The following is an 11,619-nucleotide window of genomic DNA, read 5'->3' as shown; positions in this document are numbered from 1 at the left end:
TGCGAGATTGGCTGGCGTCAAAGATCCACCTGCACGGCCAGCGTTACAGCGCGGCCGAGTTGGTCGAGCTAGTGACCGGCGCGCCTCTGTCGCACGAGCCGCTGCTGGCCCATCTGCGGGCGAAATTGACGCCGCTTTACGGACTGGCGTAGGGTGGGACCAGCGAGCTTGCGAGCGCCGGCCCACCGTAACAGGGTTCAGGGTTCAGAGATACTTGAATTGACTTTTTGCCGGATGCCTGATGCCTAACGATGGTGGGCCGGCGCTCGCAAGCTCGCTGGTCCCACCCTACGTGGCCGCGTTCTTGATAGAATCGTGACACTGCAAATTCGCCAAACGGCTTACTATGACGATCCACGAAAGCTTGGTGCCGGTCGCTCCCGACTCGCACTTTCCAATCCACAATCTCCCCTACGGCGTCTTTCGGCCGCCGGGGGCTCGTATGCCGCGCGTCGGCGTCGCTATCGGCGAGCGGGTGTTGGATCTCTCCGTGCTCGAGCGCGAGGGGTTGCTGCACGTGCCCGCCTCGCCCGGCGACACGATTTTCGATCGGCCGTCGCTGAACGCCTTGATGGCGCTGGGACGCGAGGCGTGGAGTTCGGTGCGGCGGCAAATCGCCGACTTGCTGCACCGCGACACGCCGACCTTGCGAGACGATGCCGCGCTACGGCACGAGGCCCTGGTGCCGATGAACCAGGTCGAGATGTTGCTGCCCGTCGAAATCGGCGACTACACCGATTTTTATTCGTCCAAGGAGCACGCCACCAACGTCGGCACTCTGTTGCGGGGGGCCGAGCACGCCTTGCCGCCGAACTGGCGGTGGCTGCCGATCGCCTATCATGGCCGCGCCAGCTCGGTGGTCGTCAGCGGCACCGATCTGCGTCGTCCGTGGGGCCAAACCAAAGGCGATGATAAAGAGGCGCCGACGTTCCACCCCGCGCGAGCGGTCGATTTCGAGTTGGAGGTCGGTTATTTCATCGGTCAAGGAAACGACTTGGGCGAGCCGATCGCGGTCGAGCGGGCTTGCGAGCACGTCTTCGGCCTCGTGCTGTTGAACGACTGGAGTGCCCGCGACATTCAAAAATGGGAGTACGTCCCGCTGGGTCCGTTTTTGGCCAAGAGTTTCGGAACGTCCATTTCGCCCTGGGTCGTCACGCTCGACGCGCTGGCGCCCTTTCGCGTGGCGGGGCCGACGCAAAACCCGCATCCGCTCGATTATCTGCGGTCGCGCGACCACCAGGCTTACGACATTCAACTGGAGGTCGCTATGCAAACCGAGGAGATGGAGGCACCGCGGCGCATCTGTTCGTCGAACTTCAAGTATCTGTATTGGAACATCGCGCAACAGATCGCTCATCACACCAGCAACGGCTGCAATCTACGCACGGGCGATTTGCTGGCCTCCGGCACAATCAGCGGCCCCGCGCCGGAATCGCGCGGAAGCCTGCTGGAACTGACGCAAGGCGGCGCCGAGGCGATCGCGCTGGCCGAAGGTGTCGAGCGGCGTTTTCTGGAAGACGGCGACCGCGTCACGATCAGCGGCTACTGCCAGGCCGCCAACCACCGCGTGGGTTTCGGCGAGCTGACGGGGACGCTGCTCCCGGCGAACGCAACGCCGTAGTGCGTCCCCGCGCCGTGCGGAGTGAGCCGCTGCACGTCCTTAGCCCGATGCCGTTCGCCATGCTATGTTGCAGGGAGCGAAGCCGACCAATTCGGCCGCCACTTCTTCGCCACGGTGCCACAGGTTATGTGCCCTGCAAGTCCATTCAAATCGGATTTCGACGTCGCCAAGACGGTCGCGGCCGTCGCACTGACGATGCTTGGCCTTGGCATCATCAAACTGGGTGGCCCGCGACGTGCCGGCGAGTTCGGTTTGATTGGCGGGATCGTGGTCATTGTCGGCCTGGTGCTGGCACTGGTCGTCATCGGCCGATACGTTCTCGGCCCGCTCGACTCCGAGGCGCGATACAGGCGGCGGCCGACGCAATTCACCATCGCCGATTTCCTGGCGCTCGTGTTTTTGTTCCAGCTTCCCGTGGCGCTCATTCGCCTGGCGGTGCCATCGGAAGCCCCGCAAATGCGGTTCCTTTACATTTTCGCCTGGACCGCGAGCACTCTAATGTGGGCCTTGTCGGTGCAGACGCTCTCGCGGGCGGGCGTTGCCACACCGTGGCGACGCGTGGTGTTCTTGTCGGCGGTGTTGCCGATTGCTTACTTCGGCTCAGTCGTCTTCATCGGTGCAGGGCTGTTAGCCGTGTCAGCGGTCATGTTCGACGCTGCCCTGGCCGAAATGAGAGGTTTTTGGTGGTACATCGCTATCGGTGCAGCGCTGCCGGCGGCTTTTTTCTGGGCGGCACGATTCGTGCGCGGCATGGTAGCTGAGTCTCAAGCCGACGAGACATTGACGGCGGCCCTTCTCGTCGAACCGGCGAAAAATGCCGATGCGCCAGACTAAGCTGGTCCGCCGGCTGCGGGAGGCGTGAGCCTCACGGAAGTTTCCGCATCAACGCTTTGCCCCCGGATGCAGCTTGGCCAGTTCTTGCTTGGCGGATTGATGCACTTCCGAATCGCGCGGCGCCTTGGCCAGGATGTCCTTGAACAGCGCCTCGGCCTTTTCGGGCAACGATTTCTCCAGCAGTTCGGCCTGGTGGAATAGCTTGTCGCATTCATGCAAGGTGCGGCACTCCTCGGCCTCGGCCACGATCTCAGGGTCCTTCTTCATCGCCTCATAGCGTTCTTCTGCTTTGATGGCCGAAGGCGCGGGCACCAACTTGGCGGTTGCTTCGTACATCCAGAAAGCACAGCAACGCGCATCGTCCTGTTCCGCGGCCTGTGCCTGCGCCAGCATGTCGGCCGCCGGTTTTTCGTTGAGCACCGCTTGATAGCGCGACTCATTGTGCAAGCGGGTCACGTGGCTCTTGATCTCCTCGTTGAAGTTGGGCACATCCTCGTAGGCCCAGGCCAGATAATCGAGCTTCTCGAAGGCTTCCACGATCTTGTTTTGGGCCAGCAATTCATCGGCTTTCTTCATCTCGGCCTGGCCTTCGGCAGCCATCTGTTTGAGCGCGGCCTTGGCGGCGGGGGCGTACTTCTCCTTGCGCGAGAGGGCGACCCGCAAATAAAGCGTGGCGGCCAGCCGCGGTTTGCCTTGCTTGCGCGCCAACTCGGCATATTTCATGCGTTCCTGATTGTTCTTGGCGCGACGAATCTTCTCGGCGGCCGCTTCCCGGCGCTCCCAAGCGGCCCGTTGGGCGTTAAAGGCCGCCGCCGCGCTGAAAATCATGCCGAAGCCGCCGCCGCCGCGATGCCCACGGGCCAGAACCGCGCTAGGAAGAAGCATACTGCCAACCAAACAGAGAACCACAGCGGAGCGCTTGGACATGCGATAGACCTTGCGAAAGCCAAAGGAGGGGCGAGCGAGGCGGGACGCGGATCGGCTCATTATGCGCTATCGGCCGGCGTTTTTGCAACTGGCGCGCGACCTTGATAAGCTTACTTTGTCGCAAGCCGGGTCTAGCAGCATTGCAAGCAATGACATTGCGGATCAATCAAAGACGTGATCGGAAAAGCCGTGATAGATGCCCCATCGGCGGCAAGTCTCGGGGAATAGCGGGTTTAGAATTGTCTTAGTCCGGCATACTATTTCCACCCTGGGGCCTGAGAAAGTGAGAAAGGGGGACGAAAATGTGGCAGTTCGCCAAGGCTTGGCAAACAGGGGCTCATCGGGGCCGCGGCGCGGGTCAGCCGCGGCACGACCGTCGTCATGGCTTCTCGCATCCCGCACGATTCGAAGCCCTGGAGGAACGCCTCGCGCTGAGTCTGGCGCCTGGCACGACCGAGTTCGGTAATGTGTCTCCGGACGCGTCGTCGATCGCTCAAAGTGGTCTGGTTGCCCTGCCGGGTTCCGCCGCACCCTCGAACAGCACCAACCCGGCAGACATTGCCCTGGTCGGCGCGACCGGCAGCGCCGTTCCCGTGGATATCAGCTACGCGGCCAACGACGCGCTGGCCTTCAACCATCCGTCTTGGATACCGAACGACCGACCTCCCTTCCCCGGCGAGAATCTGCCGCCCGAATTGTCGCCGAACCTTTACTACCAGGCGGCGAACACGCCCTACGGCATTCGCAACTTCAACATCGGCGCCAACACGAGCTTGGTCCATCGCAACACGGTGCCTATGGGCGTGGGCACGCCGACCGCGCGTCGAGCGACGGACACCAAGACGGCGATGACCGAGTTGATCGCGCGGCCGCTCGGCGAGGGCCGGCCGGCCGACATTGATTTGCTTGCACCGCACGCAAAGGCGCCGCCGGGCGACCGTTCATCGACGGGCCACGCTCTTTTGGCGAACCAAGATCAGCCTGGGAACGAGGATCCGTCGTCGCCGGGCAGCGCGGCGGCCTCGCGCGGCGACCGAGAAAGACAGGAAGACGCCCCGCCGACGTTGCTTGCCGCGTCGGACGATGCCCCAGCGAAGTCGCCGCGGTTTGACGAAGCTGCGGTCGATCAGATGATGGCCGCCCAAATCGAGGCCGAGGCGGCGACAGCCGACGTTGCCGTTTCGCAAATCGTCGCGGAAGACGCGCCGGAGAATCGGGCGGCCGCGCCGAGCGCGGTGCATGCTTTGGCCGCCAGCGTCGCCGTGGCAGCGACCGTAGCCGCGCAACCGCGGGCCTCCGAACGGACCACGCCCGATTCTTGCCGGATACCTTAACACAAGTCAGAGACTTCTGACGTTCGCGAAAGGACTTGGGTGCGGTTTGGGTGGGTTTATTTCACTACATTTGGACCTCGGCCAGGCGACGCGTCACTTCATCGCCGCAATCCAGTCGCGAATCAGTTCCACCGCCTCTTCCGGCACCAGACGCTTGCCCAGTTCCGGCATCATTACGTCGGGGTGCGTCGAACGCAGGCGGACCATCATGATCGAGCGATCGGGCCGGCCGGGAACAAGGTCGTATTGCATTCCGCCCGAACCCGTGCCGGCCGCCACCGGCGGCTTGAGCACGCCCAGCTTCATCGGATCGCTCTGCGAAAGCCGCAGATCGAGGCCCGAGTTCTGGGCATTGCCGCCCGGCTGATGGCAATGGGCACAGTTGATCTCCAGCCAGACGCGAGCGCGGTCGTCGAGATCGGCCGTCGAGTCGTCCCAGGCGACGGCACGCGGCGCTTGGTCGGCATCGGGCGCACCCGATAACGCTCCGACCTTGGTCCAATGGCTCAACTGGTTCTCGGTCATGTCGCCGTAGTCGAACGCGCGGTTCAAATGCCGGGCCTTGATGCCGATGGGCGCCATGCCGGCACTCGTCGTATGACAGCCCTTGCACTGATTCACATTGGGCACCAGGTAGTTGTTCGACCGCTTCTCGCCATCGGTGTGGATCCACTCGACGTCGATTGTGTCTCCCGCCAAGGCCAAGAATGCCTCCGTTTGTTCATCATTCCAGAGGTAGGCCACACCGGTCCAGCCGTCGTCACCGCGCTCTAAAATCCTGGTCTCCAACAGCCGCTCGCCGTCGTCGGGCCGGCGAAGGTCGTGGGGCATGGCGAAAGTCTTGATAAGCTGCGTGCCGAGGGGCAAGTCGAACACATCGTCGGCCGAGTATTTCGCAGCCGGTCCCTTGGGCATTTTCACGAAGCGGTGCTTGACCGTGTAATCGGAAAAAAGCGGCGTGTTGACATCGTAAGGCAGAACTCCGTCGGCCGGCTGCTGACGGGCGCCGGCACCTCGGAAGAAGCCGTATTCCGACAGCCGCTTGGGGACCGGCCGTCGCGGCTTACGTTTGGCCACGCCGACCCGCTTGATTTGCACCGCCGCCAGCGGCGCATGCTGACCGACGTAGGGGGCGAGGTCCTGGCTGACCTTGCTCGGGCTGGGCACCTTGGCCGCCAGGTCGATGCGGGCAAAATCCGCGTCGCCGTTGTCGCTGAACAGGCTGCGCAAGGCGGGCGGCAGCGAGCCGTCGACCTGCCGGGCCGGGTTCTCCGACCAGTCGAGAATCATGTCGGGCAAGGTGCGGCGAAACAGCACGACTTTGAGCAAGGCCAACTCGCCGGCCGGTTTTTCCCCGCCGCCTTCGAATCGGTTGCCGTGTACCCAAATCGTCTCGCAGTACGGATCGAACTCTTTGTCGGTGAATTCCAGCCGCGTGGCGAGGTAGCTGATCACCGTCAGGTTGACGGTCTGGTTGTCTTCCAGGTCGTTGTCGAATATCTCGATCTCGTCGCTGGCCATCACCATCAGGCCGGTGCCGCTGGGCACCTGGGCCACGATATTCCCCTTGGGCGCGAAGTTCTCGTGGTTGTTGGCCACGATGCGGTTCTTGAATGCCCGACAGCCGCGGCACTGCTTCTCCACCAGGTCGGGCAGCGTGAAAACCAGCAATCCGGCGGCGTTCTCGGTCAGGTCGTTGTCGTACACGTCGGCCGACACCGAGTTTTCGATCTCGATGCCCGCCACGTTTTGATAGGCCCGATTGCGGCGGACGATGATGTTCTGCGACTGGCCGACGTAGATGCCGGCGTCCGACGAGCCGCGTACCGTACAATCTTCGACCAACACGTTGCGGCACAGCACGGGATACAGCCCGTAGCTGCCGTTGGTGGTTTTCGGGCCGTCGGTCCACTCGATGCGTAACCGCCGCATCGTCACGCCGTCGGCACCGCTGACTTTCACGGCGTCGCCACGGGCATCTTCGACGGCCAGGTCTTCGATGGTGAAGCCGCCGGCCGTGGCGAGCAGCCCTTCGCCGCCGGTGCCCTGCACCAGATTCTTGAAGCTGAGGACCGTCTGTTCTGGCCCGGCGCCGCGGAGGGTGACGCCGGCGACATCGAGCGAGATCGTGGCCGTGAAGTCGTAGCGTCCGGCGGCAAGCCGAACCACGTCGCCTGCCTGCGCTTCGATCAGCGCGGTTTGCAATTGCTTTTGGGCCATCGGCCCGGGTTCAATCGCGACCATTCGGGCCTCGTCGCCCGCGCGCGCGATGGAAGCGGTTAATAGAACCGGCACGATCAACCGGGCCGGCAAGGTCGATTTAATCCGCATGACGCCTCCTTCCTGAACCCTGAACCCTGAACCCTGAACCCTTCCACGCCGGCGCTCGCAAGCTCGCTCGCACCCTACTTGCAATGTAGCGTCGTCGTGCTCCGGCGGGAACTCTTACCCTGTTTATGTCGCTTCTCGGCGTTCTGACGATTCCCTCAACACGAGTGAATCGAGCGACGATAACAACGGCTAGCGACCCAAACTGTCAGGAACCACCGCCATGAAACGCGCCTTTTTTGCCAGCCTGATGATTGCCGCCCTGGGACTGGCCGCCGAGTGTTTTGCGGCCGGCGGCTGCCCCAATGGCGGGTGCCCATCGTGCAAGCCCGGAATTTTTCAGCGCTGCGCGGGCCTGTTCCATGCCAAGCGATGTCCCGGCTGCGGCAAAGCGTGCGGTCCGTTTCACCGCTGCGCGCTGCTGCACCGTCGCGCTGCCGACGAAGATCTGGGATACGGTGGACCCGCGGCGGCCCAGATCACCTATCCGTATTACACGAACCGCGGCCCACGCGACTTTCTCGATCCCAACCCGCCCAGCATCGGCCCCTAGCGCGGATGATTCAGTGGCCTGTCCGTTGGACTCTTCGCAGCGAACTGCTCTTTACGGCGGTCGGGAAAACGCTAAGCTTCCGGACACTCACCCGGAAGATCATGGTAGGAGTCGAGTCATGCGATGGCCGGCGGCTTGGATGTTCGCAGCCGTTTGGGCGGCTGGTTGCCATAGCACGCCCCCGGCGTTCGATCCCTTCTTGCCCAATACCCGCATTCCGCCCCCTCCCACGGGCGCCGCCACAGGTTCGGGCGACGCCAATTACCTTAACCCGGCGCCTTTCACGGGGTCGGTGCCCGCCTATCCGCCACCTGCCGCCGTGCCCGGCGGCAATGGCACGAGCAACCCCTACACGCCACCCGGCGGTTACCAGTATCAGCCGTCGCCGGCACCGGCGTCGACACCGACGCCGGCGGCCGGGGGCGGTTTTGGCTCGACGCCCGGCCCGGCGCCCAGCAAGTCATTGCAATTCGTGCCTGCCGTTGGAGGATCACGCAATCGGGGTGCCGTGCTGGCGTCGTATAACGCTGCGTCTACCGGCGAGGACGCCCAAGGCGGCCAGGAACAAAGCGAATCCGCGGGTCGCGGATCGGGTAGTCCGACGTCGGCTCCGGATTCGGCAAACGTCTATTCGGGCCGCACGCAACGGCAGGCGGTGCGCGCCAACCACGTCGCGGTCGTCAATGACGAGCCGTCACCCGTTTATGAGCGGGCCGCCGCCAAGCACCCCTCGCGGGCCGGCACTGCCCGCACACCTTCTTCGTCGGACCCCATCGATTTGATGGACCTGCCACCGGTTGCGCGTTCTACTCGGTAGATCGGTTAGTGCTCTGTCAGCCGTCGATGGATTGGTTCGGGCTGAGTGTAGGGTGGGACCATGACTTTGCTTTCGTCCGTCGTTGATAGCGATCCCGATATTCCGACCGTCTCACGGGCGCAAGCGGTCGCGGCGTTGGTGCAGGCCAAGGATTTCACTGCTCCAGCGCGGCCAGGGCCTCGTCGGGGATGTTGAAGTTCGAGGAGACGTTCTGCACGTCGTCGTGGTCGTCGAGCCGCTCCATCAGCTTCAGGACGTTGCGGCCCGATTCGGCGTCGAGATCGACGGTGCTGTTGGGGATGCGGGCAATCTGGCTGGTGTCGGGCGTCAGACCGCGCGCGGCCAGCGCCTCGGAAACCTGCTGGAAAACCGCCGGGTCGCAAAGGACTTCATAGGCGTCGCCTGCCGGTTTCACGTCGTCGGCGCCGGCCTCCAGGGCCAACTCCATGAGCGCGTCTTCTTCGATCTGCGAGGCCGGAATAAGAAACATCCCCTTGCGCTCGAACATCCACGCGACGCAGCCGCTCTCGCCCAGCTTACCGCCCGACAACTCGAACACTTTGCGTATTTCGCTGGCCGTGCGGTTGCGGTTGTCGGTGAGGATTTCGCAGAGCACGGCGACGCCGCCCGGCCCATAGCCTTCGTAGAGCACTTCGTCGAGATTGCCGCCTTCCAGCTCGCCAGTGCCGCGTTTGATGGCCCGGTTGATGTTGTCTTTGGGCATGCTCACGGCCCGCGCGGCGTCGATGGCATAGCGCAAGCGAAGATTGGCTTCCGGATCGCCGCCGCCCATTTTGGCCGCCACGATGATCGCCTTGGAGAGCTTGCTCCAGTGCTTGCCGCGCTTGGCGTCGATCAGGGATTTTTTGTGGGCGATGTTGGCCCAGTGGGAATGTCCGGCCATTAGCTTATCTTGCTCCGGCGTTTGGGATTTTGAGAAGTGGTCTGTCATCCGTCGATGGCATCGTTAACAGGTTCATCCTGCGCCCGCCAGCTTTTGCTTGACCCGCGCGATCTTTTCGGGGTCGGCCGCTTTCTCGAAGGCCGTCAGTGCCTTCTGCCAGGCATCTTTCGCGGCGTCGTGTTGGCCGGCAGCCTGGCAGGCCTCGCCCAAGTGTTCGAGCATCACCCCGTCGGGCGATTCGCCGGAGGCCGCCTTCTTGAGCTCGACCACCGCCTCTTCGTGCCGCCCCAGGCGGTGCAAGACCCAACCCAGGCTGTCGCGGTAGGCGACGTTCTCGGGCTCGGCCGCCACCGCACGCTCGATCATGGCCAGAGACGTCTTGAGTCGCTTGCCCTGATCGGCCCACAGATAACCTAGATCGTTCTGCGCGCCAATATCGTCGGGAAACTCGTCCAGCACCTGCGACAGCCATTCTTCGGCGGCCGGCAGATCGTGCTCGATGACGGCGATGCTCGACAAAATCATGCGCGCCTGATGCAACTCTTTCCGCTCGCCTTCCGCTTTGCCCGGTTCGTCGAAGCGTCGCAGGAAGTCCTCATACGCGGCACGTGCCTCGTCGTAGTGCTTGGCATAATACGCCACCCAAGCCACTCGCCCAGCCAGCATGATCGAACGAGGATTGAGGCTGGCGGCGTGTTTGGCGGCTTCCAGTGCCTCGTCTGCCTTGTCGTCCAGCACCAGCGCCGCCGACAGGAAGTAATGAAACGTCGGATCGTCGCCGGCGACGGCCCGCTCGTCAATGGCCCGTCGAAAGATTCTCGCCGCGGCCCCATAGTGCTTGTCGGCCAACAATCCCGTGCCCCAAACTCGATAGACATGTTTGGCACTTTCGCGGTTGACCTTGATGGCCCGCTCAAAGAATTCAGCGGCGTCGTCCATGCGCCCGGCTTTCAAGGCGACGAGAGCCATCGCGAGCCGGGCACCATATCCCAGGCTGTCGGCGTCGGCCTGATGCTTTTCTTTTGCCAACTGCAGTAGCGCCCCCACGGTTTCCGCATCGGCGGCGATGGCCGCTGTCTCGTCGCCCAAGGGGTCGAGGTCGCCCGCCTTGCCGGCCACGTCGGCGAGCAGATCGAACAGGGCCGCCGTCTGCTTCAGCCGATGTTGCGAGACCGCCAGCCCCTCATACGCCAGCGGTGTCGGGCTGTTGGCCAGCATGTCGCGATAGAGCGGAGCGGCTTTCTCGAATTGGCTGGCCTTTTGATATTGCTCGGCCAGAAAAAGTGACAGCAACGGGTTGTCGGTGTCCCGTTCGTGCAACTTTTCCAGCGTGGCGGCCAGCTCCGTCTCGCGCCCCAAATCGGTCAAAACCTTGGCCAGCAGTTGATAGGGGGCGAGCCCGGCACCGGTCTCTTTGGTTTCGAAATACTTGTTGAGCAGGTCGAGGGCCTTGGCCGGCTGGTGGCGTGCGTCTTCGACCCGCGCCACACGGTAGGCATGCACCGCCGCATTCGGGGCGGCGGCCTCGGCTTTTTCCAACGCGGCAGTTGCCTGGTCCGGCCGGTCGGCCGAAAGAAACGCCTCGGCAGACAACAGGTAGAGCGCCGCCATGCCGGAGGCGCCTTCGCCGTCGAGCGAAATGCGTCTGCGCGTCCGCTCGTCCACGCCGTGCTGTTCGGGGTGCTCGAGCGCTTTCACGAGTTCCGCAAAGGCGTCGGCGGCTTCCGGAGACTGGCGTGCCAGCAAGGCCGACCGTCCGATTTCGCGCGTCAGCAGCACATAGCCGGCCGAATGCTTGTCGGTCTGCAAGGCCCGCGCCGCGCGAAAGTGCCGCAGTGCAGCCTCATATTGTTCTTGCTCCTCGAAATGCCGCCCCAACTCCCACAACACGCTGGCTTCGTCAACGTCGAGGTCGCCGCGGGCCGCATAGCGCAACGCGTCGGACCATCGTTCCAGCCGAATGGCCGTCAGCACCGCCTGCCGGCGGGCCACCTGCGACGACGGATCGAAACGGCTGGCCCGCTCGTAGCGCCGCAAGGCCTCCAGGGGCCGGTCTTCCTGCTCGTTGATGCGTCCCGCGGCGAAAAGGCCGAGGGCTTCAATGCGGTTCTCGTCATCTTCGGCGCGGGCACGGGCGGGAACGAAGGGCTCGGCGGGATCGTCGAGATCCAAGGCCGCGGGACCCGCTGCCGCCGGCCGCGTCGGCGGCTCGACCGGGCTCTTGCTCGGCTCGGCAAAGCCTGGGGCCGGACCGCCGACGGCGAAAAAAAGAGCGATCGCAACGGCAAGGGCGATACGCAC

The 11,619-nt window shown here is 63.8% G+C and carries 9 protein-coding genes; 5 read left to right on the top strand and 4 right to left on the bottom strand.

Annotated elements, in window-relative coordinates:
• The first annotated feature begins 346 nt into the window (after positions 1 to 346).
• A complete protein-coding gene (fahA, locus tag VNH11_32880) occupies positions 347 to 1,621 on the top strand; it encodes a fumarylacetoacetase (GenBank protein HVA51183.1) in 1,275 nt (424 codons plus the stop codon).
• 21 nt (positions 1,622 to 1,642) lie between these two features.
• The gene (locus VNH11_32875; GenBank protein ID HVA51182.1) at positions 1,643 to 2,455 is read left to right on the top strand and encodes a hypothetical protein; all 813 of its coding nucleotides are present in this window, start codon (positions 1,643 to 1,645) and stop codon (positions 2,453 to 2,455) included.
• A 48-nt stretch (positions 2,456 to 2,503) separates the two neighbouring features.
• On the opposite strand, the gene VNH11_32870 is transcribed toward VNH11_32875, so the two are convergent.
• A complete protein-coding gene (locus VNH11_32870; GenBank protein ID HVA51181.1) occupies positions 2,504 to 3,340 on the bottom strand; it encodes a hypothetical protein in 837 nt (278 codons plus the stop codon).
• Positions 3,341 to 3,684: 344 nt separating this feature from the next.
• Here VNH11_32870 and VNH11_32865 point away from each other — a divergent pair, with 344 nt between their 5' ends.
• Positions 3,685 to 4,716: a hypothetical protein gene (locus VNH11_32865; protein ID HVA51180.1), complete on the top strand. Its 1,032-nt coding sequence runs from the start codon at positions 3,685 to 3,687 to the stop codon at positions 4,714 to 4,716.
• Positions 4,717 to 4,809: 93 nt separating this feature from the next.
• Here the strand turns inward: VNH11_32865 and VNH11_32860 are convergent, their stop codons facing one another.
• Positions 4,810 to 7,047, bottom strand: coding sequence for an SO2930 family diheme c-type cytochrome (locus VNH11_32860; protein HVA51179.1), 2,238 nt, complete (start codon positions 7,045 to 7,047; stop codon positions 4,810 to 4,812).
• Positions 7,048 to 7,267: 220 nt separating this feature from the next.
• On the opposite strand from VNH11_32860, the gene VNH11_32855 reads away from it, so the two are divergent.
• Both VNH11_32855 and VNH11_32850 read left to right on the top strand, forming a co-directional pair.
• A complete protein-coding gene (locus VNH11_32855; GenBank protein HVA51178.1) occupies positions 7,268 to 7,597 on the top strand; it encodes a hypothetical protein in 330 nt (109 codons plus the stop codon).
• A 118-nt stretch (positions 7,598 to 7,715) separates the two neighbouring features.
• Positions 7,716 to 8,414 (top strand): hypothetical protein, encoded by a 699-nt coding sequence (locus VNH11_32850; protein ID HVA51177.1) that lies wholly within the window; start codon positions 7,716 to 7,718, stop codon positions 8,412 to 8,414.
• A gap of 154 nt (positions 8,415 to 8,568) precedes the next feature.
• Here VNH11_32850 and VNH11_32845 read toward each other — a convergent pair whose 3' ends face one another.
• Together VNH11_32845 and VNH11_32840 are read right to left on the bottom strand one after the other, a co-directional pair.
• Positions 8,569 to 9,318 carry a YebC/PmpR family DNA-binding transcriptional regulator gene (locus VNH11_32845; GenBank protein HVA51176.1) on the bottom strand — a complete coding sequence of 250 codons (750 nt, stop codon included), beginning with the start codon at positions 9,316 to 9,318 and terminating at the stop codon, positions 8,569 to 8,571.
• A 72-nt stretch (positions 9,319 to 9,390) separates the two neighbouring features.
• Positions 9,391 to 11,619 (bottom strand): tetratricopeptide repeat protein, encoded by a 2,229-nt coding sequence (locus VNH11_32840; GenBank protein HVA51175.1) that lies wholly within the window; start codon positions 11,617 to 11,619, stop codon positions 9,391 to 9,393.

The organism is Pirellulales bacterium (assembly GCA_035533075.1).
Classification (GTDB): domain Bacteria; phylum Planctomycetota; class Planctomycetia; order Pirellulales; family JAICIG01; genus DASSFG01.
Note: the sequence above shows the minus strand (reverse complement) of the source record. Positions and strands in the feature narration are given on the sequence as shown.

Coding starts and splice junctions, on each gene's coding strand:
- fahA (HVA51183.1), top strand. CDS start 347: ATGACGATCCACGAAAGCTTGGTGCCGGTCGCTCCCGACTCGCACTTT.
- VNH11_32870 (HVA51181.1), bottom strand. CDS start 3,340: ATGCTTCTTCCTAGCGCGGTTCTGGCCCGTGGGCATCGCGGCGGCGGC.
- VNH11_32865 (HVA51180.1), top strand. CDS start 3,685: ATGTGGCAGTTCGCCAAGGCTTGGCAAACAGGGGCTCATCGGGGCCGC.
- VNH11_32860 (HVA51179.1), bottom strand. CDS start 7,047: ATGCGGATTAAATCGACCTTGCCGGCCCGGTTGATCGTGCCGGTTCTA.
- VNH11_32855 (HVA51178.1), top strand. CDS start 7,268: ATGAAACGCGCCTTTTTTGCCAGCCTGATGATTGCCGCCCTGGGACTG.
- VNH11_32850 (HVA51177.1), top strand. CDS start 7,716: ATGCGATGGCCGGCGGCTTGGATGTTCGCAGCCGTTTGGGCGGCTGGT.
- VNH11_32845 (HVA51176.1), bottom strand. CDS start 9,318: ATGGCCGGACATTCCCACTGGGCCAACATCGCCCACAAAAAATCCCTG.